This window comes from Actinokineospora auranticolor (assembly GCF_002934265.1).
Taxonomy (GTDB): Bacteria; Actinomycetota; Actinomycetes; order Mycobacteriales; family Pseudonocardiaceae; genus Actinokineospora; species Actinokineospora auranticolor.
Genome location: NZ_PTIX01000004.1, coordinates 12,642 through 35,087 on the forward strand (window position 1 = coordinate 12,642; position 22,446 = coordinate 35,087).

Genomic DNA, 22,446 nt, shown 5'->3' on the forward strand with positions numbered 1-22,446 from the left:
TATTTTCCGGCCGATTCCCGCTTCTCGTACCGACTACGGGGCGCCGTCGGGGCGCTGGGCCGAACGGGTTGTGGGGTGGGAAGAGATCCACTCCTTTGGGGGAGCAAGTCGCTGCGGTCCACGTGGGACCGTCCGGTTTTGGGCCGGATGGGGCCTCTCGCTTGCGCGATCGGTCCCGGGTCGAATGTCCTTCCGGGGCGCGCGGGCGATCAGCCACTGTGGACTGCGCTGCCTGGCCACTGTGGACAGCGCGGCGCATACGTGGGACCGTGGTCAACGTGTCTGAATTGAATGCAACCGCCGCGGCTCTTCTCGGACTGCTGCACGAGGGACCGCAGACCGGTGGTCAACTCGTGTCCGCCGCCAGGGAGCGCTTCGGCTCTTTCTTCAGCGTCACCCGCAGCCAGGTCTACCGGGAGCTGCCCGCGCTGGCGGACGCCGGTCTGGTCCGGCTCGGGAAGCAGGGGCCCCGTTCCAGCCAGCAGTACGTGATCACCGCCGCGGGCAAGAAGGCCTTCAAGTCGTGGCTCGGCGGCGAGCCGGGTCCGGACCACCTGCGCAGCCCGCTGATCCTGCGCCTGGTGCACGCGAGCACGCTCACCGCCAAGCAGCGCGTGGGACTCATCGACTCGGCCAAGCAGGTCTACAACGGCGAGCACGAGGCGGCCAAGACGGCCGTCAAGACCGCCGAGGACCCGTACGCCAAGGCAATCGCGGAGTTCGGCGTGGCGCGGGCCAAGGCCGTGCTGAAGCTGCTGGACTCCATCCCGAAGTCCTAGTCGGCAGACCTCCGCCGCAGCGGCGGCGCCCGTGTCCGCGTAGTCTTCCGACGTGAACCCGGACGTCGCCGCCCTCCTCAAGGAACTCTCCACCTCGCTGGCCAACGTCGAGGCGGTGATGGACCTCGAAGGCCTGCGCGCGCAGATCGCCGAGCTGGAGGAGCAGGCCGCCAAGCCGGACCTGTGGGACAACCCCGACGAGGCCCAGCAGGTCACCAGCAGGCTGTCGCACCGGCAGGGTGAGCTGCGCCGGATCGAGGACCTGCGCTCCCGCTTCGACGACCTCAGCGTGCTCTACGAGCTGGCCGAGGAGGACGGTGGCGACGCCGACACCACGGCCGAGGCGGACGCGGAGTACGCCAAGCTCAAGGGCGACATCTCGGCGCTCGAGGTGCGCACCCTGCTCTCCGGCGAGTACGACGGCCGCGACGCGCTGATGACGATCCGGTCCGAGGCCGGTGGCGTGGACGCCGCCGACTTCGCCGAGATGCTGATGCGCATGTACCTGCGCTGGTCGGAGCGGCACGGCTACTCCATCGACGTCTACGACACCTCCTACGCCGAGGAGGCGGGCATCAAGTCGGCGACCTTCAAGGTCACCGCGCCCTACGCCTACGGCACGCTGTCGGTCGAGCAGGGCACGCACCGCCTGGTGCGCATCTCGCCGTTCGACAACCAGGGCCGCAGGCAGACCTCGTTCGCCGCGGTCGAGGTCGCCCCGGTCGTGGAGCAGACCGACCACGTCGAGATCGACGAGAAGGACCTGCGGGTCGACGTGTACCGCTCGTCCGGTCCCGGTGGCCAGGGCGTCAACACGACCGACTCCGCGGTCCGGCTGACCCACCTGCCGACCGGCATCGTGGTGTCCTGCCAGAACGAGCGCTCGCAGCTGCAGAACAAGGCCTCCGCGATGGCCGTGCTGCAGGCGAAGCTGCTGGAGCGCCGCCGCCAGGAGCAGCAGGCCAAGATGGACGCGCTCAAGGACACCTCCACCGGCTCCTGGGGCAACCAGATGCGGACCTACGTGCTGCACCCGTACCAGATGGTCAAGGACCTGCGGACCGAGTTCGAGGTGGGCAACCCGAGCGCCGTGCTCGACGGCGACATCGACGGCTTCCTGGAGGCCGGGATCCGCTGGCGCCGCACCCGGTAGTAACGGCCCGAACACACGCTGTGACCTGCGGAAACCATAACGGGGCAGCAGGCTACGGCTCGATAACGACCAGAGGTAGACTCGCCGACCGTGATCCGGCTCGAACAGGTTTCCAAGGTCTACAAGACCTCCACGCGGCCCGCACTGGAGAACGTTTCCGTGCAGGTCGACAAGGGCGAGTTCGTCTTCCTCATCGGCGCGTCGGGGTCCGGGAAGTCGACCTTCCTGCGGCTCCTGCTGCGCGAGGAGGTGCCCAGCAAGGGCCGGGTCTACGTGGCCAACTTCGACCTGACCCGGATGGCGCGCCGCCGGGTGCCGCGGCTGCGGCAGTCGATCGGCTGCGTGTTCCAGGACTTCCGGCTGCTGGCGAACAAGACGGTGGCGGAGAACGTCGCCTTCGCCCTGGAGGTCATCGGCAAGCCCCGGCACACCATCCGCAAGGTGGTGCCGGAGGTGCTCGAGCTGGTCGGCCTGGAGGGCAAGGCGGGCCGGATGCCGCACGAGCTCTCCGGTGGTGAGCAGCAGCGCGTGGCGATCGCCCGGGCCTTCGTGAACCGGCCGCTGATGCTGCTCGCCGACGAGCCGACCGGAAACCTGGACCCGGACACCAGCCAGGACATCATGCTGCTGCTGGAGCGGATCAACCGCACGGGCACCACCGTCCTGATGGCCACCCACGACCACTCCATCGTGGACTCCATGCGGCGCCGGGTCGTCGAGCTCGACCTGGGCCGGGTCGTGCGCGACGACGCCCGCGGCGTCTACGGCGTCGGCCGCTAGCGCCCCGCCACCGCCCGCCGAGAAGAACCGCCCCGGACAAGCGAGGAACCCCACCCCCGATGCGTGCCAGCTTCGTGTTCAGCGAGGTCGTGACCGGTCTGCGCCGGAACATCACGATGACCATCGCGATGATCATCACGACCGCCATCTCGCTCGCCCTGCTCGGCGGTGGTCTGCTGGTGGTGCGGATGATCGACAAGACCAAGACGCTCTACCAGGACAAGGTCGAGGTCAGCGTCTTCCTGACCAACGACATCTCCGCCTCCGACAGCGGGTGCGTCAACGACCCGTGCAAGGGGTTGCAGGCCGCGCTGCGCGCCGACCCGGCGGTGGAGGAGGTGGCCTACGAGAACCGGCAGGCGTCCTTCGAGCGGTTCAAGCGGATCTTCGAGGCGCAGCCGGAGCTGGTGAAGCTGACCCGGCCGGAGTCGCTGCCCGCGTCCTTCCGGGTCCGGCTCAAGGACCCGGACCGGCCGGAGGTCATCACCCAGGCCTACAGCGGCAAGCCGGGCGTGGACAACGTGGTCGACCAGAGCGAGTTCCTGGACCGGTTCTTCAACGCGCTCAACGGGTTCCGGAACATGACCTTCGCCATCGCGCTGTTCATGGCCGTGGCGGCGCTGCTGCTGATCTCCAACACCGTGCAGCTGTCCGCGTTCACCAGACGCACGGAAGTCGGGATCATGCGCCTGGTGGGCGCGACCCGCTGGTACACCCAGCTGCCGTTCCTCCTGGAGGCCATGGTCACCGGGTTGATCGGCGCGCTGCTGGCCATCGGGTTGCTGGTGCTGCTGAAGATGTCCTTCCTGGACGACGTGCTGGCCGACCCCATCAAGGCGAACGTGGTGCGGTCGGTGGACGGGATCGACATCCTGCTGGTGTCGCCGTGGCTGATGCTGGTCGCGCTGGGCATTTCGGCTGTCACCGGATATGTCACGCTGCGCCTGTACGTCCGCACGTAAAGTCTGGTCCATGGCTAAGGAACGCGGCCGCAAGGCGATCGTGACCAACCGCAAGGCCCGTCACGACTACTCGATCATCGATACCTACGAGGCCGGTGTGGTCCTCGTGGGTACCGAGGTCAAGAGCCTGCGCGAGGGTCGCGCGTCGATCGTCGACGCGTTCGCCACGGTGGACGACGGCGAGGTGTTCCTGCGCAACCTGTTCATCCCGGAGTACACGCAGGGCACGTGGACCAACCACGAGCCGCGGCGCACCCGCAAGCTGCTGCTGCACCGGGCCGAGATCACCAAGCTGATCGGCAAGATCAAGGAGACCGGGGTCTCGCTGGTCCCGCTGTCGATGTACTTCAACGACGGCAAGGTGAAGGTCGAGCTGGCGCTGGCCCGGGGCAAGAAGGCCTACGACAAGCGCCAGGACCTGGCCAAGCGCGACGCCAACCGGGAGATCGCCAAGGCCATGGGCCGCCGCGCCAAGGGCATGGCCTAGGCGCGCGGTCGTGTCCGGACCGGGGTCCGATGCCGAGGTCGCGGCGTGGGTGCGCGGCCTCGGGCTGTCGGGGCTGGTGGACGTGCACGTGCACTTCCTGCCGGAGCGGGTGCAGGAGAGGGTCTGGGCCTACTTCGACGACGCCGAGCGCCGCTACGGCCGGGCCTGGCCGATCCACTACCGCTCGTCGGAGGCCGAGCGGTTGGCCGCGTTGCGGGGGCTCGGCGTGGTCGGGTTCGCGCCGCTGGTCTACCCGCACAAGCCCGGCATGGCCGAGTGGCTGACGTCGTGGGTCCTGGACTTCGCCGCCCGCGTGCCCGAGGCCGTCCCGACCGCGACGCTGTTCCCCGAACCGTCCGTCGCCCGCTACCTGGGCGCGGCGCTGGCCGCCGGTGCCCGGTGCGTGAAGGCGCACGTGCAGGTCGGCGGCTACGACCCGCGCGACCCGCTGCTGGCGCCCGCCTGGGGCCTGCTGGCCGAGGCGGGGGTGCCGGTGGTCGTCCACTGCGGACACGGGCCCCTGCGCGGCGCGCACACCGGTCTGGCGGTGTTCGAGGAGGTGCTGCGCGCGCACCCGCGGCTGGTCGTGGTGCTGGCGCACGCGGGCATGCCGGAGCTGTCGGGCGCGTTGGACTTGGCGGAGCGTCATCCGGGCGTGCACCTGGACACCACGATGGTGGGGGTCGGGTTCACGCTCGGCGACGCGCCGCTGCCCGCGGACTGGACCGCGCGGCTGGCCGACGTGGCCGACCGGGTCGTGCTGGGGACCGACTTCCCGAGCATCCCGTACGACTACGCCACCCAGCTGCGGGCCATCGCGGACTGGGCGCGGGCCCCTGAGCTGGGGGAACCGTTCCTGCGGGCGGTGCTGCACGACAACCCGGCCCGGCTGCTCGCTCTGGGCGAACGCCAGCGGGAAACAAACACCACCCGATAGAGGTTGAGCTGATCAGACTCAACATTCTGGAGGGTGAACATGTCCGAGGCTCTGACGCTGCCGGTGCTGCCGCTGGATGACACGGTCCTGCTGCCCGGCATGGTCGTCCCCGTCCAGCTGACCGGTTCCGACAACGCCACCGAGGCGCGCGCGGCCGTGGAAGCCGCGCAGGCCGGGACCGAACCGGCGCGGGTGGTGCTCGTGCCGAGGCTGGAGGGCAAGTACGCCCGGGTCGGCACGTTGGCCGTGGTCGAACAAGTCGGGCGGCTACCCGGCGGTGAGCTGGCCGCGGTGGTGCGCGGCACCGGCCGCGTGCGGATCGGCGCGGGTACCACCGGCCCCGGCGCGGCGCTGTGGGTGCAGGTGGAGACCGCGGACGAGACGTCCGACGAGCGCACCCGCGAGCTGGCGCGCGAGTACAAGGGGCTGGTCACCACCATCCTCCAGCAGCGCGGCGCCTACCAGGTGATCGACACCATCACCCAGCTCGACGACCCGGCCCAGCTCGCCGACATGGCCGGGTACGCCTCGTACCTGTCCGACGAGCAGAAGGTCTGGCTGCTGGAGACCACCGAGGTCTCCGCACGGCTGGCGAAGCTGCTGGAGTGGGGTCGCGAGCACCTGGCCGAGCTCGACGTCGCCGAGACGATCCGCAAGGACGTCAAGGAGGGCATGGAGAAGCAGCAGCGCGAGTTCCTGCTGCGGCAGCAGCTGGCGGCGATCCGCAAGGAACTCGCCGAGTTGGACGGCAAGCCCGCGTCCGAGGAGCAGGACTACCGCGCCCGGGTGGAGGCCGCGGACCTGCCGGAGACCGTGCGCACCGCCGCGCTGTCCGAAGTGGACAAGTTGGAGCGCACCTCGGAGCAGTCGCCGGAGGTCGGGTGGATCCGCACGTGGCTGGACACCGTGCTGGAGCTGCCGTGGGGCACCCGCACCGAGGACGCGTACGACATCAAGGGCGCGCGGGCGGTGCTCGACGCCGACCACGCGGGCCTGGACGACGTGAAGGACCGGATCGTCGAGTACCTGGCCGTGCGCAAGCGGCGCGACGAGCGCGGGCTCGGCGTCGTCGGTGGTCGGCGCAGCGGCGCGGTGCTGGCGCTGGCCGGTCCGCCCGGAGTCGGCAAGACCTCGCTGGGCGAGTCGGTGGCGCGGGCCATGGGGCGCAAGTTCGTCCGGGTCGCTTTGGGCGGAGTCCGCGACGAGGCGGAGATCCGCGGCCACCGACGCACCTACGTCGGCGCGCTGCCGGGTCGGATCGTGCGGGCCATCAAGGAAGCCGGGTCGATGAACCCGGTGGTGCTGCTCGACGAGATCGACAAGGTGGGCGCGGACTACCGGGGCGACCCGACCGCGGCGCTGCTGGAGGTGCTGGACCCGGCGCAGAACCACACCTTCCGGGACCACTACCTGGAGGTCGAGCTGGACCTGTCCGATGTGGTCTTCCTGGCCACCGCGAACGTGGTCGAGGCGATCCCGGAGCCGCTGCTGGACCGCATGGAGCTGGTGCGGCTCGACGGCTACACCGAGGACGAGAAGGTCACCATCGCGTCCGGGCACCTGCTGCCCCGGCAGCTGGAGCGCGCCGGGCTGACCGCCGACGAGGTCGAGGTCGGCGAGCCCGCGCTGCGGCTGCTGGCGGGGGAGTACACCCGCGAGGCCGGGGTGCGGCAGCTGGAGCGGGCCATCGCGCGGGTGCTGCGCAAGGTGGCGGCCCGGTTGGCGCTGGGCGACGCGGAGTTGCCGCTGCGCGTGGACGTCGGTGATCTGCGGGGCTACCTCGGGCAGCCCAAGCACACGCCGGAGTCGGCGGAGCGGACGGCGGTGCCGGGTGTGTCGACCGGGTTGGCGGTGACCGGCGCGGGCGGTGACGTGCTGTTCGTCGAGGCGTCGTTGGCGGAGAAGGACAGCGGCGGGCCCGGGGTGACGTTGACCGGGCAGCTGGGTGACGTCATGAAGGAGTCGGCGCAGATCGCGCTGTCGTACCTGCGTTCGCACGGCCCCGAGCTGGGGCTGCCGGTCGCGGAGCTGGCCGGTCGCGGGGTGCACGTGCACGTCCCGGCGGGCGCGGTGCCCAAGGACGGCCCGAGCGCGGGCGTCACCATGACGACCGCGCTGGCCTCGCTGCTGTCCGGTCGCCCGGTGCGCTCGGACGTGGCGATGACCGGTGAGGTGTCCCTGACCGGTCGGGTCCTGCCGATCGGCGGCGTGAAGCAGAAGCTGCTCGCCGCCCACCGCGCGGGCATCACCACGGTCCTGCTGCCGCAGCGCAACGAGCCGGACCTCGACGAGGTGCCGGACTCGGTGCGCTCGGCGCTGACCGTGCACCTGGTCAGCGATGTGCGGGACGTGCTCACGCTGGCACTGGCTCCGGGAGCGGGCGCGCGGTTGGCCGCGTGACCTGGACCGGGTTCGGGTGGGTCGTCACCGGCTTGGTGGCGGCCCGCCCGCGGTCGTGGCGCAGGCCGAGGACGACGCCGGTGACCACGAGCGCGATCCACGGCAGCGGGCCGTCGAGGACGCCGGGGCCGTCGGGGGAGAAGCCGTGCACGACCAGGCCGAGCAGGCCCGCCGCCGCGGTGAGGTAGGCGCCGACCAGCGGCACCGTCGCGGGGACGGCCCGGCCGCCGCCGACCTCGAACCGGCCGAACACCCTCACCAGCAGGTGCAGCACGTAACCGGTGGCGCCCAGCCACATCGGCGCGGCGGCGAACCACTGCGTCGAACCGGGTTCCGGGGTGTGGTAACCGAAGCCCATGACCGCGATCCCGGCCACCACGACCAGCGCGGGCATGTGCCACAGGTAGATCGTGGTGCAGCGGGCGCCGAGCGCGTCCACCGCCGGACCGGCGAAGCGGATCAGCTTGTCGCGCAACAGGAGGAGTAGACCCAGCTGACCGACCGCCAGTGGCAGCAGCACGGCGGCGGGCGGGCTCATGTTCGACATCGGCGCGCCCGGCATGCCGATCATGCTCGGCGCGTACGGTCCGAACGCGACCATCGCGGCCACGGCGCCGAACCCGGCGAGGGCCACCAGCGCCTGGGAACGCTTGCCGGTGTTGGCGAAAAGCCCGTCGGCGTAGCAGATGCCGAGCTGGTGCACGGTGACCCACACCACGACCGCGTTGGCGAACCCGACCTCGGGGACACCGGCGAAGCGGACCACGTCGACGAGCACCGCGAGCGCGGCGAGGGGGAGCAGGACGCGGACGCCGAAGCGGTCGTGCAGCGCGGTCATGACCGGCGTCAGCGCCACGACGACCAGGTAGACGACCAGGAACCACAGCAGCTGCGCGGTGATGCCGCCCGCGATGTCGACCGGTTGGGCCGGGACACCCGCGCTGAGCAACAGGTTCGGCAGCGCCAGCCAGACCGCGGCGAGCGGGAGCACGGGGAGCACGAGCCTGCGCAGCCTGCTCGCCAGCCAGGCCCGCGTGTCCCGCGAGCCGCGGAAGGAGTGCAGGTTCGCCGCGCCGCCCGCGAAGAACACCATCGGCATCACCTGCGACAGCCAGGTGATCAGCCACCAGCCCGGCGTGGCGAGCGCGTTCCCGGTCTCGATGACCTCGCCGTGCGCGCCGCCCCGGCCGAGCACCGGCATCAGCCAGTGCTGCAGGACCACCAGCAGCACCGCGCCCACCCGCACCACGTCCAGGAACGGGTCCCGGCGCGACCCCGTCTTGCCCGACATCACTGCCCCCTAATCGCCGCTGCTCCCGACACACCGAAAGCATCTCGGCGCGCGGCCGTCCGCACAGCCGTGCCAGCAGGCGTCATCGTTTGGGGGTGGGCACCACCGCGCGGGGTAGGGCTGTCCCCACCCCTGACCTGGGAACAGCGCGCCGACGGGGTGATAACACCGTCGTGAATGCGCTTGTTCTGGGTGCGGACACCGGGACTATGGACTGAATAGCGGAACCTGTTCCCGTTGGCTGGCGCGCGCGGGTGTGATCGTGGTTGCTTTTGCGGACGGTATGCCGGAATTGTTCGCGAACGTCGTCCCTGATCCCTGCTGCGCTTTTTTGGAGTCACACGATGAGAGAAGTTCGCGCGAGCCTGCGCAGACGCACCCTTTGCGCGGGAGCCGCCGCGGTCACCGCCATGGCGCTGGTGGTGGGCGCGGGGAACGCGCACGCGGCCGAGGGCATCGTCCTCGGCGCGGGTTCCCCCGACGCCATCCCCGGCAGCTACCTGGTGACGCTCAAGGACACCGCCGCCATAATGTCCAATGTGGACGACACGGTGGCCGCGGTCGCCGGTCGCTACGGCGCCGCGGTCAAGACCACGTGGCGCTACGCGCTGCGCGGGTTCGCCGCGAGCATGTCCCCGACGCAGGCCGCCCGGCTGGCCGCCGACCCGACCGTCGCCTCGGTCGAGCAGGACGCCGTCGTGCGGATCGCCGGTACACAGCCGAATCCGCCGTCCTGGGGGCTCGACCGCATCGACCAGCGGAACCTGCCGCTGGACTCGAACTACAACTACGACACCACGGGTCAGGGCGTCACCGCCTACATCATCGACACCGGCATCCGCACCACGCACCGCACCTTCGGCGGTCGGGCGACCTGGGGCACGAACACCGCCGACAGCAACAACACCGACTGCCACGGGCACGGCACGCACGTCGCGGGCACGGTCGGCGGCACCGAATACGGTGTGGCCAAAGACGTCAAGCTGGTCGCGGTGAAGGTGCTCAACTGCTCCGGGCAGGGCTCCAACACCGGTGTGGTCAGCGGCATCGAGTGGGTGACCCGCAACGCCACCAAGCCCGCGGTCGCGAACATGAGCCTCGGTGGCGGCGCGGCGAGCACGGTCGACGCCGCGGTGCGCAGTTCCGTGGCCGCCGGGATCGTCTACGCGGTCGCCTCCGGCAATGACAACCGGGACGCCTGCAATTCCTCACCGGCCCGCGTCACCGAGGCGATAACGGTGAACGCGACGCAGAACAACGACGCGCGGGCCTCGTTCTCGAATTTCGGCACCTGCACGGATATCTTCGCGCCGGGGGTGGACATCACCTCGTCGTGGAAGGACAGCGACACCGCGACCAACCGCATCTCGGGCACGTCGATGGCGACCCCGCACGTGGCTGGCGTCGTGGCGCGGTACCAGGAGGCGCACCCGAGCGACAGCCCGGCGGCGGTGGCCACCGCGCTGCTCGCGCAGGCGACGCCGAGCAAGGTCACCAACCCGGGCTCGGGTTCGCCGAACCGGCTGCTGTTCGCGGGTGAGGGGACCGGTGGGACGGCCACCGTCACGCCGCCGGGGAACCAGACGGGAACCGTTGGTACGCCCGCGAACCTGACGCTGTCGGCCACCGGCGCGACCGGCCCGTACCGCTGGACGGCGACGGGTCTGCCCGCCGGGCTGTCGATCTCCACGGGCGGGGTCGTCTCGGGTACGCCTACTACGGCTGGTACCTCCAACGTGACCGTCACCGCGACCCCGACCTCGGGGACGGCGGGTAGCGCGTCCTTCACGTGGACCATCAACCCGCAGCCCGCCGGGGACGCGGTCGTCACGCCGCCCGGTGACCAGACCGGCCGCGTGGGGACGCCGGTGAACCTGGCGTTGCGCGCGACCGGCGCGACCGCGCCGTACACGTGGACCGCGACCGGCCTGCCCCCGGGCCTGTCGATCTCCAGCGGCGGTGTGGTTTCCGGAACGCCGACCACCGCGGGGAACTACACGTTGACGGTGACCGCCACCCCGGCGGCCGGGAACCCGGGCAGCCTCAAGTTCAGCTGGACCATCTCGGAGGCGCCCGGCGGTGACGTGACGATCGCCGATCCGGGGACGCAGACCGGGAAGGTCGGGGTGAAGGCCGGTCTGAAGCTGGTCGCCACCGGCGGGACGGGGCCGTACACCTGGTCGGTGTCGGGTCTGCCCACCGGTCTGACCGCCGACAACGCGGCCGGGTCCACCACGCAGGTCATCCGCGGCACGCCGACGAGTGCCGCGACGTACCGGGTGACGGCCACGGTCACCGCGGCCACGGGCGGGTCGGGCACGGTCACGTTCGACTGGGTGATCACGCAGGGCGGGGTGACCGTGGTCATCTCCGACCCGGGCGCCCAGACGGCGCGGGTCGGGCAGCAGGTGTCGGTCCCGCTGACCGCCACCGGCGGCACGGGCCCGTACACCTGGTCGGCGCGCGGCCTGCCGGGCGGCCTGTCGATCGACGCGAACGGCGTGATCAACGGCAAGCCCACCGCCGAGGGCCGCTGGGCCGCGGCCATCACGGTCAACGCGTCCGACGGTTCGGGCACGCTGAGTCTGGATTGGACGATCACCCCGGGCAGCGGCTGCGCGCCGAGCCAGGTGATCGCCAACGCCGACTTCGAGGGCGGCGCCACGGGATGGGCCGCCACGACCGGCGTGATCGGCCAACACGGCGGTCAAGGCCAACCCGCCCACGGCGGCACTCACGCGGCGTGGCTGGGCGGCCGGGGCAGTGTGGCGACGGAGAGCACGAGCCAGCAGCTCACCCTTCCGGCGGGATGCTCGACGTACACGCTGACTTACTGGCTGCACATCGACACGGTCGAGAACACCGACACCGAACGCTACGACACCCTGACCGTGCGGCTCGGTGACAACGCCCTCAAGACGTACTCGAACCTGGACAGCGCAACCGGCTACCAACAGGTCACCGTCGACGTGTCGGCCTACGCGGGCCAGTCCGTCAACCTGTCCTTCACCTCCATCGAAGACGAATCCCTCCAAACCTCCTTCGTCCTCGACGACGTAACCCTCTCGGTCAGCTAACCCACCAACCGGACCGGCGGCCAAGTCCCCAGGGGCTTGGCCGCCGCCCTATGCCCGATCGAGGTGCGCCTGGAGCAGCTTGACCGCTAAGTCATGCCGATACGACAAGGCCATGTCCATCGGGGTGCGCCCCTTCGGATCGGGGAGCCGAGGATCCGCGCCGAACGCCAACAGCACCGCCGTCAGGTGGACACTCAACGGCTCCCGCGTCTGGTTGGCCGCGTCCCCCTCGGCATCAATGGCGTGCGTCAACAAGGTGAAGTCCACGAACACCTCATCAGGATCACTGCCCGCACTCAATAACCGGGACAGCTCCTCCACCTCGAAGTTCTCAACCGCATGATGCGCAGGAGTCCAGTACCGGCTATCACTCACCGCAAGCCCTCTTCGTCTCCGCTGGTGTAGGACGCATCGTGTCCCCACCCCGCAGCTCGACCGCTCCACCACGCTGGTTCAGTTCCGTACCGCACCGTGGGGGTCTGGGGGGTCGCCCCCCAGAAATGACAACGGACGACGCGGTCTGCGCTTTCCGCAGACACGCGTCGCCCGAGTCCGTGGAGGTGCCGGGAATCGAACCCGGGTCCTCTGTCGCTTCACCAGGACTTCTCCGTGCGCAGTTCGCATTGTCTCTGCTTGGCCCCACCGGTCACGCGAACAAGCCGGTGTGACGGGCCCAGTCACTGTTTGCTTCCCGCCTGGTCCCCGTGACCGGGACCGGCGGTGAGCCTCCTAGCTGATGCCGGCTACCGGGGCGGAGGCGTCCCCGGGCCGACAGACACGAGCTCGCTTAGGCAGCGAGGTCGTAGTCAGCGCGACTGTTAGTCTTGGCGCTTATTGGTTTGCGAGCGACGCTTGAGGTGGTCATCTCGCCTGCACCTGCACGCTTCCCCTGACTCGACGTCCAGAGTCGAAACCGTTCACCCCCGTGGGTTGGTGTTGCTCGTTCTGCACAGCTTAACGCGTGCCGCGCCTCGTTTCATCCCGGTATCGATGGTGGGGACAGCCCCACCCCCGACTCGGTAGCGTCCCCCATGGAGACGTGCCCTGGTGACCGCGATGCTGGTTGCGACGGCACGAGGAGGACGAGAGACATGACCACCACCTTCCACCAGGACGGCACGCGGCCGAACCCGTCGGTCCTGGGGTCGCTCGGGTACCTGCTGATGAACCTGCCCGTCGGGATCGCCGGGTTCGTCACCTTCGTGGTGCTGCTCAGCGTGGGGGTGGGCACCGCCGTCGTCTGGGTGGGGTTGCCGGTGCTGGCGCTGGCGGTGGTGGCGGCGCGGGTGTCGGCGCGGGTGGAGCGGGCCCGGGTGTACGCGATGCTCGACACCTACATCGCCAGCCCGTACCCGCCGCTGCCGGAGCGGGGGCGGTGGAAGGCGCGGGTGCGGGACTCGTCGACCTGGAAGGACATGGCGTACTTCCTGGTGCTGCTGCCGGTCGGGATCGCCGAGTTCACCACGGTGGTGGTCTTCTGGTCGCTGGCGCTCGGGGCGACGTTCCTGCCCGTCTACTACCGGTTCCTGCCCGACGGCGAGTACCGCGTGTTCGACACCGAGAACCCGGTCTGGGTCGTCGACTCGTTCGTGGAGGCGCTGGCCTTCACCGGGCTCGGCTTGGTGGTCTTCGCCATCGCCATCCCGCTGACCAGGGCGATGGGGCGCGGCCACGCCAGGTTCGCCCGGGCCCTGCTGGGGCCCGCGCCGTCCGCCGTCCGCTTCGACGCCGCCGCGTCGAGCCCGCTCGCGCACGAGGTGTGACGTGACCGACCCGAGCGAGCGGCCGCTGCCGCACCCGGCCAAGGCGATCCTCTACTTCCTCGGCGGGTTCCCGCTGAGCCTGCTCACCTTCGTGTTCACGGTCGTGGCCATCGCCGTGGGCGTCGGCACCGTGATCGTGTGGGTCGGCGTGCCCATCCTGATCGGCGGGGTGTGCGCGGCCCGCGCCTTCGGCAACGCGCACCGGGCGCTGGCCCGCGGGCTGCTCGGCGCCGACCTGCCCGCCCGGCCGGTGCGCGACCCGGCGGACGGGCGGTCGCTGCTGCGGCAGTGGCGCGACCTGCTCACCGACGGCCGCACCTGGCGCGACATCCTGTTCATCCTGATGGAGCTGCCGCTGTCGGTGTTCGGCTTCGGCCTGGCCATCGCCAGCATCCCGCTGGTCCCGCTGGCTCTCTTCATCATGCCGCGCTACGCCTGGCTGCACGCCCGCCTCGCCGAGACCATGCTCGGCCCGGACCGCACCGCCGACCTGACCGCCCGCGCCGAGCGCCTGCAGGCCTCCCGGGCCCGGGGCGTGGACGCCGCCGAGGCCGAGCGCCGCCGCATCGAGCGCGACCTGCACGACGGCGCCCAGCAGCGGCTGGTGGCCGTGGCCATGGGGTTGGGCCGGGCCAAGGGCAAGCTGGACGCCGACCCGGACCTGGCCCGCGCGCTGATCGACGAGGCGCACGCGGACGCCAAGCTGGCCGTCGCCGAGCTGCGCGACCTGGCCCGCGGCATCTACCCGGCGGTGCTGGGCGACCGCGGCCTGGACGCGGCGCTGTCGTCACTGGCGGCCAAGTGCCCGGTGCCGTGCGAGGTCACCGTCCGCGTCGACCCGCGGCCGCCCGCCGCGGTGGAGAGCACGGCGTACTTCATCGTCGGCGAGTCGCTGACCAACATCGCCAAGCACTCCGGGGCGAGCGCGGTGACGGTGAAGGTGTGGCGGGCGGATCGCGCCAGCGGTGACCAGGTCATCGTCGAGATCACCGACAACGGCGACGGCGGCGCGGTGCTGCGGCCGGGGGGAGGGCTGTCCGGCCTCGCCGACCGCGCTGCCACGATTGACGGTGTGATGACCGTGGTGAGCCCCATCGGTGGGCCGACAGTGATCAGGGCCGATCTGCCGTGCGTGTGGTGATCGCCGAGGACTCCGTGCTGCTGCGGGTGGGCGTGACCAGGCTGCTCGCCGACGAGGACATCGAGACCGTGGCGGCGGTGGAGAACGGCGACGAGCTGCTGCTCGCCGTCTCCGAACACCGCCCCGACCTGGCGATCGTGGACGTGCGGATGCCGCCGAGCTTCACCGACGAGGGGCTGCGGGCGGCGCTGCGGGCGCGGGAGGAGCTGCCGGGGCTGCCGGTGCTGGTGCTCTCGCAGTACGTGGAGGAGCGCTACGCCGTCGAGCTGCTGGCGGGTGGCGCGGGCGGGGTCGGGTACCTGCTCAAGGAGCGGGTCGCCGACGTCGCCGAGTTCGTCGACGCGGTCCGCCGGGTGGCGGCGGGTGGCACGTGCATCGACCAGGAGGTGATCGCACAGCTCATGGCACGCGGACGGCGCAACCCCATCGACCTGCTCACCCCCCGGGAGCGGGAGGTCCTCGGCCTGATGGCCCAGGGCCTGTCCAACGTGGCCATCGCCCGGTCGCTGACGGTCTCCGACGGGGCGGTCGAGAAGCACGTGGGCAACATCTTCTCCAAGCTCGGGCTGGAGCCCAGCTCGGAGGAACACCGCCGCGTCCGCGCCGTCCTGACCTTCCTCGACCGCGGCTGACCCGGGGCCGAGCCAAGGGTCTCCCACTGCTCGACGTCGTTTGCGTGACCCGTGCACGCGGCGGGTCAGATGGTGTCCGGCCGCCGCTGGCATCGCGGGCGTTCGTGGCCCGCGCATCGGTCCATCGCGGAGCGGCTTCGGACCTGGTTGTGGCTTGTGGTCGACACCGGTGATCGCCCGAAGGAGACCGAGGACCGGGCTGTGCCGGACTCCCGGGATCGCCTGCGGACCGGCCGGTTCGGCTAGCCGCGGATCGTCTCGGTGCGGGCTAGGCGGGAGGAGCGGGCCGAGGTCGTCAGGTGTTTGCCCGGCCAGGTGAGTACCGCCAAGGCCGCCGTCTTGAACTCGGGGCGGGTGCCGGTGAGGGTTTCGACCACGTCCTCCAGGTCCGGGTTGTGGCCGATCAGCAGGACCGTGCGGGCGGTGTCCGGAACGGACCCGAGCACGGTGAGGATGGACTCGGCGCCCTCGCCGTAGAGCTGTTCGTCGAAGGTGGTCGGGGGGACGGTCGGTAACTGGGCCGCCGCCAGCTCCCAGGTCTGCCTGGTGCGGGTGGCGGGGGAGACCAGGGCCAGGTCGATCCCCTCGACGTGCTCGGCCAGCCACTTGCCGACGGCGGGCGCGTCGCGGCGGCCCCGGTCGTTGAGCGGTCGTCGATAGTCGGGGACGCCCTCCGGCCAGGCCGACTTCGCGTGCCGCAGGACCACCAACCGGCGCATGGGCCTCTTCCTCCTGTCGTCGTGCACACCCCATCGAACCAGCTTTACTTTCGTCAGTGTCGACAACGCTCCCACTGCTTGTAGCGTCACGCCGGTGGAGTCGAAGCGGACGGTCGCGACCGATCTCTCGATAGGTGTGACGCTCACCGCTCTCTTCGTCCTCGAGGTGACCCTCAACCTCCCCCTCTCCCGGCTCAGCTGGGACGTCTACGCGCTGTTCGTCGCGATCGTCGCGACTGTCCCGCTGGCCAGGCGGCGCCCGGTCCTGGCGGTGCTCGTCACCGCGGCGGGCCTGGCCCACCTGATCCTGACCGGCACCGGCAGCCTCAGCTTCACCTTGGCGGTCGTGTTCACCGGCTTCATGATGGGCATGCGCCTGCCGACGGCCCGCCCGGCAGTGCTGGTGTTCACGGGTCTGGTCCTGGTCGGACTGGGCTACACCCTCGTCGTGGCCGCCGTCCGGGGGCGGTTGGACACGCAGTTGCTGCAATGGCTGTGGATGGTCCTGGGGCTGCTGCTGCTCGCGGTGTGCCCGTGGTTCGCGGGGCGCTACCTGCGCCAGCGCGCCGAGTTGCAGCGCGCGGGGTGGGAGCGCGCCGAGCACTTGGAGCGGGAACAGCGGATCGTCGCCGAGCGGGAGCGGCTGCGCGAGCGGGCCCGCATCGCCCAGGACATGCACGACTCACTCGGCCACGAACTCGCCCTCATCGCGCTCCGTGCTGGCGCCCTCGAAATGGCCCGCGACCTCGACGAACACCACCGCCACGCGGCCGGTGAGCTGCGCGCGTCCGCGGGTGCGGCCACCGACACGCTGCGCACCATCATCGGCATGCTCGGCGAGGCCGAGCCCGCGCCGCTCACCCCGGTCGCCGAGACGCCCGCCGAACTGGTCGAGCGGGCGCGGGCGTCCGGGATGGACGTCGACCTGCGGTCCGACGGCGACGAACCCGCCCCCGGCGTGGTGGAGATGGCGGTGCGGCGGGTCGTGCAGGAGGCGCTGACCAATGTGGCCAAACACGCCCCCGGCGCCGCCGCGACCGTCCTGGTGTCCCGGCAGGCCGGGGTGACCGTCGTCGCCGTCACCAACGGCGCCCCGACCGGCGCGGTCACCGCGACCGGTTCCCGCCGCGGCCTCATCGGACTGCGCGAGCGGGTTCGACTGCTCGGCGGCACCCTCACCGCGGGCCCGGAGGGCGATGGGTTCGCCGTTCGGGCCAGCCTCCCGCACGACGCGGCCGCGCTGCCCGACGCGGAGGAGACCACCGAGGTGGTCCTCGGGCGCGTCCGGCGGCGCGTTCGACGCGGGCTGGTGGTGGCCATCGGCATGCCCACGGCGATCACGGTCGGTCTGGTGGCGCTCATCTTCGGCTACTACGCGTACTCGGTCACCAACTCGGTCCTGCCCACCGAGGTGTTCGACGGCCTGCGGGTCGGTCAGTCGAGCGCGGAGGTCGAGGCCGTGCTGCCCGACCTGGAGATGATCGACCCGCCGCGGGGCGCGCCGAACCCGCCCGGCGCCGGGTGCCGCTACTACCGGGCCACCGGTGACGTGTTCGACCTGCGGCCCGCCGTGCACCGGCTCTGCTTCGCCGTGGGCCGACTGGTGGCCAAGGACGCCTACAGCAACAACCGCGACGAGGGTTCCACCGGGGAAAGGGGATCAGGGTGATCCGCGTGCTGCTCGCCGACGACGAGGCCATGGTGCGCGCCGGGGTGCGCGCCATCCTCGCCTCCGACGACGGGATCGAGGTCGTCGCCGAGGCCGCCGACGGCCGCGAGGCGGTCGAGCTGACCCAGGCGCACCGCCCGGACGTGGCGGTGCTCGACATCCGGATGCCCGGCATGGACGGGCTGGCCGCCGCCGCCGAGATCCGCCGGACCCAGCCGGACACCGCGGTCGTCATGCTCACCACCTTTTCCGAGGACGCCTACATCGCCCGCGCCCTCGGCGACGGTGCCAGTGGGTTCCTGCTCAAATCCGGCGACCCCCGCGAGTTGCTCGCGGGGGTGCGCGCGGTGTCGGAGGGCGCCGCCTACCTCTCGCCCAGGGTGGCCTCGCGGGTCATCGCCGAGCTGTCGACCGGCCCCGCCGCGCGGATGGGCGCCCGGGTCGACGCGCGGGCCAGGCTCGCCGCGCTCGCGCCGCGCGAGCTGGAGGTGCTGGCGCTGGTCGGGCAGGGGTTGGCCAACGCGGAGATCGCGCGGCGCCTGCACCTGGTCGAGGGCACCGTGAAGGCCTACGTCAGCGGGGTGCTGGCGCGCCTCGACGTCCGCAACCGGGTGCAGGCGGCGATCATCGCGTACGAGGCCGGTCTCGTCGGCCCGACGAGCTGACCCGGTCCCGGCGAGCGCCCCGGACCCGTTGCACCACGAACCAGGCCACGGCCAGGACGACCGCGCCGAGCACGACCTTCTCGAGGATGCCCGCGTAGTCCTCGACCAGGTGCCACTGCTGGCCGAGCAGGTAGCCCGCGAGCACGAACGCGGTGTTCCAGATCAGGCTGCCGAGCGTGGTCAGCAGCGTGAACCTGGCCAGTGGCATGCGGTGCACGCCCGCCGGGATCGAGATCAGGCTGCGGAACACCGGGACCATGCGGCCGAAGAAGACCGCTTTGCCGCCGTGCCGGTCGAACCACGCCTCCGTCTTGTCCACATCGGACACCTTGAGCAGGGGCACGCGGTCGGCGATGGCGCGGAGGCGGTCGCGGCCGAGCGCGGCGCCGAGCCAGTAGAGCGCGAGCGCGCCCGCGACCGAGCCCAGGGTGGTGAAGAAGATGGCGCTGAACAAGGAGATCCGGCCAAGGCCCGCGGCAAAACCGGCCAGGGGTAGGAAGATCTCGCTCGGCAGTGGCGGGAACAGGTTCTCCAGTGCGACGAGCAGGCCCGCGCCGGGCGCGCCGAGGACGTCCATGACGTCCAGGGCCCAGCCCGCCATGCCGCCGTCCGGTGCGGCGCTCACGCGTCCCGCTTCCGCAGCACCGCGATGCCCGCGAGGAGTGCGACCGCGGCCCAGACCACCAGCACCACCGCGCCCCGGGTCGTGTCGGCGCGCTCCATCAGGTCGACGCCCGCGATGCCGGGGACGTAGTGCGACAGGTCGCGCAGGAACTGCGTGGTCTGCATGCCCAGCGGCAGCACCATGATCAGCATGAACATCGCGACCAGCGTGCCCGCGACGCTGCGCACCGCGGTGGCGACGCCGACCGTGAGCACGCACATGAGGCTCGTGTAGAGCGCGACGAGCAGGCACGTCCCGGCGAAGTCGGCGGCGCTGTAGGGCAGGCCGCGTTCGGCCATGGTCAGGTCGGCCAACCACACCCCCAGCGCGGTCAGCGGCAGGCTCACCACCGCCATGGCGGACGCCAGGGCCAGCGACTTCGACGCCGGGACCCGCCACCGCACCGGCACCCACTGCAGGGTCGTGCGGACCTGGCCGGTGCCGTACTCGCCCGCGACCAGCAGCGCCACCAGCGCGATCACCGCGAACTGCACCAGGTACACCGTGGCCTCGATCGGCAACTGGGTCGCGGGCCAGGCGTTGGCACCCGGGACGCCGTCGCGCAACTGGCCGCGGATGGCCAAGCCGTTGGGCACCACCATGCCCACCATCAGCAGCACCGCGGCGACCAGGCACCAGTAGGTCGACCGGACCGTCCACGTCTTCGTCCACTCCGCCGCGATCGCGCCCCGCATCACCGGGTCACCGCCGCGCACTCGACGCTGTCCGCGGTCAGGTCGAGGTAGGCCTGCTCCAGGGAAGCGTGCTCGGCGCGCAGTTCGTGCAGGCGCACTCGCAGCTGGAAGGCCAGGTCGCCGACCTGCTCCGCGGTCGCCCCGGTGACCTCCAACTCGGTCGGGCCGATCCGGCGCGTGGTCGCGAGCCCGCGTTCGAGCGCGTCGACGGCGGCGGGTTCGGGGGCGCGCACGCGCACGACCGAACCCGCGGCGGCGATCACCGCGCCGATGCTCGCGTCGGCCAGGAGCTTGCCCTTGCCGATCACCACGACGTGGTCGGCGACCAGCTGCATCTCGCTCATCAGGTGGCTGGAGACGAAAACCGCGCGGCCCTCGTCGGCCAGTTCCCGCACCAGGTCCCGGATCCAGCGGACGCCGTCGAGGTCGAGGCCGTTGACCGGCTCGTCGAACATCAGCGTGCCGGGGTCGCCGAGCAGCGCGCCCGCGATGCCCAGCCGCTGGCTCATGCCCAGGGAGAGCGTGCCCGCGCGCTTGCCCGCCACGTCGGTCAGGCCGACCGCGTCGAGCACCTCGCCGACCCGCTTGGTCGGGATCCCGTTGCTGCGCGCCATCGCCGTCAGGTGCGCTCGCGCGCTGCGCCCGGGGTGCAGGGCCTTCGCGTCCAGCAGCGCCCCGAGTTCGCGCAGCGGGTACCGGTGCTCGTGGTACCGCTTCCCGCCGACCAGGGCCGTGCCCGCGGTCGGCTCGTCGAGCCCGAGGATCATGCGCATGGTCGTTGACTTACCCGCGCCGTTGGGCCCGAGAAACCCGGTGACCCGCCCCGGCTCGATCTCGCACGTCACCCCATCGACCGCCAGCGCCTTCCGGTAGCGCTTGGTCAGTCCCCGCAATGTGATCACTGCGTCCCCTTTCTGCTGCGGGGACGGTAGGTGTGGCGGGGTGTCCGGCGCCTTGGTCGGAGGGCAGTGATCGGACCTTACTTAGGTAAGGCGGTATTCGCGGATGACGAGGTAGATGACGACTACGTCAAGTAGCGCGAATATCGGGAGGACAATGCTGCCCGTGTCGATCGCGCGGTAGATCTCGTAGGCGACGAAAAGTCCGAGGACGACCGCGGCCACGGGATACGCCCGGCGATAGTGCTTCATCAGCGCGATGACGAGGGCGAGCTTGATCAAGCCGTGCAGGATCAGGTAGATGATCGCGAACGTCTTGGTGCCGCCGTCGGTGAAGTCCTGTGCGGCGTGGGTGAGGTGGTGGGCGAGCGTCCCGTCGCCTATCAGGTCGCGGGTGATGATGGCGTGGACTACGCCGGTGATGACGGTGGGTGGGATGAGGGCCAAGGCCAGGCCGGCGAGGAGTTGGCCGCCGCCGTCTATGCCTTTGAGGAGGACGGCGTAGCGGAACAGCGTCTCTTGGGTCTTGTTGGCTTTGGTCGCACACACGGGCTCCAGCATGCGCCTGTTCGGTGGGGCCCGTCTTGTCGATCTCCGTGTGCGATCCTGGGGTGTGGGTTCGGTGAACTCGGTTTCCGGTTCGTGGGTCAACGGGCCGAACATCCAGATCGGGTCGGCGGGGAACGTGACCCTGGCTTTTGGGCGACCGGCTGCCAGATCCAGCGGCTGGGGCCGGCTGGGCGGGACGAGTGGGTGCCTCGGCACCGGCGGACGCCGAGTTACCTGCTGGACGCGCGACGGGAGGTCGTACCGTTCTGGCCTCGGGTGGCTGTGCAGGACGCGTTGCTGCGATGGCGGGATGAGGCGGATTGTCCGGCGTCGCTGCTGGTGGTGCATGGGGCGGGTGGTCAGGGGAAGACCCGCCTGGCGAACGCGTTCGCGGGGGAGTGCGTCGAGGCGGGCTGGGGTGTGGCGCGGGCGGTGTCGGGGCGGGTCTCGCCGGGGGATGTCCTGCCGGATGTGGAGTCTGCGCCGGAGTGGTCCGGCTCGGACCTGATCGTCGTGGACTACGCGGAGCGCTGGCCGCTGGACACCTTGGTGCAGGTGATCCGGTCGTCGCTCCCTTCGGTACTAAGCGCACCGTCCGGATCCTGCTCCTGGTCCGTTCGCTGGCCAACCTGCGTTCCGGCTTGAACCACCACCTGGACCGCTTGCCGATCGAGATCGCCGACCCGATCGCCCTGACCGACCTGGCGGGCAGCGTGGATGACCGGTGGGCCGCGTTCGAGCAGGCGGCGACGGCCTTCGCCGAACACGTGGTGGTCGACGCGGTGCCCGGTCCACCCAGCCACCAAGCCCAAAGCGCTGTCGTGCTCGCCACCTTGTTCGGGCCCCTGCCCACCGGCGACCTCGCACGCCAACTGCTCACTTCGGCGGGGGTGTCCGACCCGGCAGCGGTCTTGGCCTGGCACGACACCGCGTACCCGGAAATGTCGCCCCGGGATTTGGCCCTCAATCCTTTCCGCCCCGACCGGCTCGGCGAGGACTGTGTGGCCGACATCCTCGCCCACGACCGCCGCGCCAACGAGATGGTCGCCGCCGTGCTGGCGGGGATCTCAGGCCACAAGGTCGTCGATGACGAAACCACCCATCGACACTTTCACCGACACCATATCGGCCGTTATCGCCCTCTACTTCTACGCCGCTAAATAAGCCTCTTGGGCCCGGCCAAA

The 22,446-nt window shown here is 71.0% G+C and carries 22 protein-coding genes and 1 other RNA gene; 15 read left to right on the forward strand and 8 right to left on the reverse strand.

What is annotated here, in order from left to right; translation table 11 throughout:
• Window positions 1-278: 278 nt before the first annotated feature.
• From CLV40_RS08650 to lon, 7 genes are all read left to right on the forward strand, one after another.
• Entirely contained in the window at window positions 279-779 is a 501-nt protein-coding gene (locus CLV40_RS08650) for a PadR family transcriptional regulator (protein WP_104478722.1), read from the forward strand.
• A gap of 52 nt (window positions 780-831) precedes the next feature.
• Window positions 832-1,932: a peptide chain release factor 2 gene (gene prfB, locus CLV40_RS08655; RefSeq protein ID WP_104478351.1), complete on the forward strand. Its 1,101-nt coding sequence runs from the start codon at window positions 832-834 to the stop codon at window positions 1,930-1,932.
• 90 nt (window positions 1,933-2,022) lie between these two features.
• A complete protein-coding gene (gene ftsE, locus CLV40_RS08660; protein WP_104478352.1) occupies window positions 2,023-2,712 on the forward strand; it encodes a cell division ATP-binding protein FtsE in 690 nt (229 codons plus the stop codon).
• A 59-nt stretch (window positions 2,713-2,771) separates the two neighbouring features.
• On the forward strand, window positions 2,772-3,674 hold the full coding sequence (gene ftsX, locus CLV40_RS08665) for a permease-like cell division protein FtsX (RefSeq protein WP_104478353.1): 903 nt from the start codon (window positions 2,772-2,774) through the stop codon (window positions 3,672-3,674).
• A gap of 10 nt (window positions 3,675-3,684) precedes the next feature.
• Window positions 3,685-4,161 (forward strand): SsrA-binding protein SmpB, encoded by a 477-nt coding sequence (gene smpB / locus CLV40_RS08670; protein ID WP_104478354.1) that lies wholly within the window; start codon window positions 3,685-3,687, stop codon window positions 4,159-4,161.
• Window positions 4,162-4,171: 10 nt separating this feature from the next.
• Window positions 4,172-5,098 (forward strand): amidohydrolase family protein, encoded by a 927-nt coding sequence (locus CLV40_RS08675; protein ID WP_104478355.1) that lies wholly within the window; start codon window positions 4,172-4,174, stop codon window positions 5,096-5,098.
• 39 nt (window positions 5,099-5,137) lie between these two features.
• Window positions 5,138-7,498, forward strand: a complete 2,361-nt coding sequence (lon, locus tag CLV40_RS08680) for an endopeptidase La (RefSeq protein WP_104478723.1) — start codon at window positions 5,138-5,140, stop codon at window positions 7,496-7,498.
• Here lon and CLV40_RS08685 read toward each other — a convergent pair.
• Window positions 7,452-8,789, reverse strand: coding sequence for an acyltransferase family protein (locus CLV40_RS08685; protein ID WP_104478356.1), 1,338 nt, complete (start codon window positions 8,787-8,789; stop codon window positions 7,452-7,454). The genes lon and CLV40_RS08685 overlap by 47 nt on opposite strands.
• 344 nt (window positions 8,790-9,133) lie before the next feature.
• Here CLV40_RS08685 and CLV40_RS37825 point away from each other — a divergent pair, with 344 nt between their 5' ends.
• Window positions 9,134-11,866 carry a S8 family peptidase gene (locus CLV40_RS37825; RefSeq protein WP_181043391.1) on the forward strand — a complete coding sequence of 911 codons (2,733 nt, stop codon included), beginning with the start codon at window positions 9,134-9,136 and terminating at the stop codon, window positions 11,864-11,866.
• A gap of 48 nt (window positions 11,867-11,914) precedes the next feature.
• Here the strand turns inward: CLV40_RS37825 and CLV40_RS08695 are convergent, their stop codons facing one another.
• Window positions 11,915-12,187, reverse strand: coding sequence for an ankyrin repeat domain-containing protein (locus CLV40_RS08695; protein ID WP_219823935.1), 273 nt, complete (start codon window positions 12,185-12,187; stop codon window positions 11,915-11,917).
• 231 nt (window positions 12,188-12,418) lie between these two features.
• Window positions 12,419-12,791: a transfer-messenger RNA gene (gene ssrA, locus CLV40_RS08700) on the reverse strand.
• A 166-nt stretch (window positions 12,792-12,957) separates the two neighbouring features.
• Between ssrA and CLV40_RS08705 the strand changes: the two genes are divergently transcribed.
• Genes CLV40_RS08705 through CLV40_RS08715 form a run of 3 tightly spaced genes read left to right on the forward strand, consistent with a single transcriptional unit; the run spans window position 12,958 to window position 15,402 of the window.
• The gene (locus tag CLV40_RS08705; protein WP_104478358.1) at window positions 12,958-13,629 is read left to right on the forward strand and encodes a sensor domain-containing protein; all 672 of its coding nucleotides are present in this window, start codon (window positions 12,958-12,960) and stop codon (window positions 13,627-13,629) included.
• A gap of 1 nt (window position 13,630) precedes the next feature.
• Window positions 13,631-14,770 carry a sensor histidine kinase gene (locus CLV40_RS08710; protein ID WP_104478359.1) on the forward strand — a complete coding sequence of 380 codons (1,140 nt, stop codon included), beginning with the start codon at window positions 13,631-13,633 and terminating at the stop codon, window positions 14,768-14,770.
• Window positions 14,758-15,402 (forward strand): response regulator transcription factor, encoded by a 645-nt coding sequence (locus tag CLV40_RS08715; protein ID WP_181043392.1) that lies wholly within the window; start codon window positions 14,758-14,760, stop codon window positions 15,400-15,402. The genes CLV40_RS08710 and CLV40_RS08715 overlap by 13 nt, the downstream gene beginning before the upstream one ends.
• Window positions 15,403-15,644: 242 nt before the next feature.
• Here CLV40_RS08715 and CLV40_RS08720 read toward each other — a convergent pair whose 3' ends face one another.
• The gene (locus CLV40_RS08720; protein WP_104478360.1) at window positions 15,645-16,121 is read right to left on the reverse strand and encodes a SixA phosphatase family protein; all 477 of its coding nucleotides are present in this window, start codon (window positions 16,119-16,121) and stop codon (window positions 15,645-15,647) included.
• Window positions 16,122-16,215: 94 nt separating this feature from the next.
• On the opposite strand from CLV40_RS08720, the gene CLV40_RS08725 reads away from it, so the two are divergent.
• Window positions 16,216-17,790, forward strand: coding sequence for a sensor histidine kinase (locus CLV40_RS08725; RefSeq protein WP_181043393.1), 1,575 nt, complete (start codon window positions 16,216-16,218; stop codon window positions 17,788-17,790).
• On the forward strand, window positions 17,787-18,455 hold the full coding sequence (locus tag CLV40_RS08730) for a response regulator transcription factor (RefSeq protein ID WP_104478362.1): 669 nt from the start codon (window positions 17,787-17,789) through the stop codon (window positions 18,453-18,455). The genes CLV40_RS08725 and CLV40_RS08730 overlap by 4 nt, the downstream gene beginning before the upstream one ends.
• Here CLV40_RS08730 and CLV40_RS08735 read toward each other — a convergent pair.
• From CLV40_RS08735 to CLV40_RS08750, 4 genes are all read right to left on the reverse strand, one after another.
• Entirely contained in the window at window positions 18,415-19,056 is a 642-nt protein-coding gene (locus CLV40_RS08735) for a DedA family protein (RefSeq protein ID WP_104478725.1), read from the reverse strand. The genes CLV40_RS08730 and CLV40_RS08735 overlap by 41 nt on opposite strands.
• 20 nt (window positions 19,057-19,076) lie before the next feature.
• The gene (locus tag CLV40_RS08740) at window positions 19,077-19,814 is read right to left on the reverse strand and encodes a hypothetical protein (protein ID WP_146107970.1); all 738 of its coding nucleotides are present in this window, start codon (window positions 19,812-19,814) and stop codon (window positions 19,077-19,079) included.
• Window positions 19,814-20,716 carry an ABC transporter ATP-binding protein gene (locus tag CLV40_RS08745; RefSeq protein ID WP_104478364.1) on the reverse strand — a complete coding sequence of 301 codons (903 nt, stop codon included), beginning with the start codon at window positions 20,714-20,716 and terminating at the stop codon, window positions 19,814-19,816. The genes CLV40_RS08740 and CLV40_RS08745 overlap by 1 nt, the downstream gene beginning before the upstream one ends.
• Window positions 20,717-20,797: 81 nt before the next feature.
• The gene (locus tag CLV40_RS08750) at window positions 20,798-21,262 is read right to left on the reverse strand and encodes a DUF2127 domain-containing protein (protein ID WP_245931175.1); all 465 of its coding nucleotides are present in this window, start codon (window positions 21,260-21,262) and stop codon (window positions 20,798-20,800) included.
• A gap of 276 nt (window positions 21,263-21,538) precedes the next feature.
• On the opposite strand from CLV40_RS08750, the gene CLV40_RS08755 reads away from it, so the two are divergent.
• Window positions 21,539-21,907, forward strand: coding sequence for a P-loop NTPase family protein (locus CLV40_RS08755; protein WP_146107971.1), 369 nt, complete (start codon window positions 21,539-21,541; stop codon window positions 21,905-21,907).
• A gap of 17 nt (window positions 21,908-21,924) precedes the next feature.
• Window positions 21,925-22,422: a hypothetical protein gene (locus CLV40_RS08760; protein ID WP_146107972.1), complete on the forward strand. Its 498-nt coding sequence runs from the start codon at window positions 21,925-21,927 to the stop codon at window positions 22,420-22,422.
• The last annotated feature ends 24 nt before the right edge of the window (window positions 22,423-22,446 follow it).

Bases quoted from the DNA above. Each gene is read 5' to 3' on its own strand.
- ftsX (WP_104478353.1), top strand. From the start codon at position 2,772: ATGCGTGCCAGCTTCGTGTTCAGCGAGGTCGTGACCGGTCTGCGCCGG.
- smpB (WP_104478354.1), top strand. From the start codon at position 3,685: ATGGCTAAGGAACGCGGCCGCAAGGCGATCGTGACCAACCGCAAGGCC.
- lon (WP_104478723.1), top strand. From the start codon at position 5,138: ATGTCCGAGGCTCTGACGCTGCCGGTGCTGCCGCTGGATGACACGGTC.
- CLV40_RS08685 (WP_104478356.1), bottom strand. From the start codon at position 8,789: ATGTCGGGCAAGACGGGGTCGCGCCGGGACCCGTTCCTGGACGTGGTG.
- CLV40_RS37825 (WP_181043391.1), top strand. From the start codon at position 9,134: ATGAGAGAAGTTCGCGCGAGCCTGCGCAGACGCACCCTTTGCGCGGGA.
- CLV40_RS08705 (WP_104478358.1), top strand. From the start codon at position 12,958: ATGACCACCACCTTCCACCAGGACGGCACGCGGCCGAACCCGTCGGTC.
- CLV40_RS08720 (WP_104478360.1), bottom strand. From the start codon at position 16,121: ATGCGCCGGTTGGTGGTCCTGCGGCACGCGAAGTCGGCCTGGCCGGAG.
- CLV40_RS08735 (WP_104478725.1), bottom strand. From the start codon at position 19,056: ATGGCGGGCTGGGCCCTGGACGTCATGGACGTCCTCGGCGCGCCCGGC.
- CLV40_RS08740 (WP_146107970.1), bottom strand. From the start codon at position 19,814: ATGCGGGGCGCGATCGCGGCGGAGTGGACGAAGACGTGGACGGTCCGG.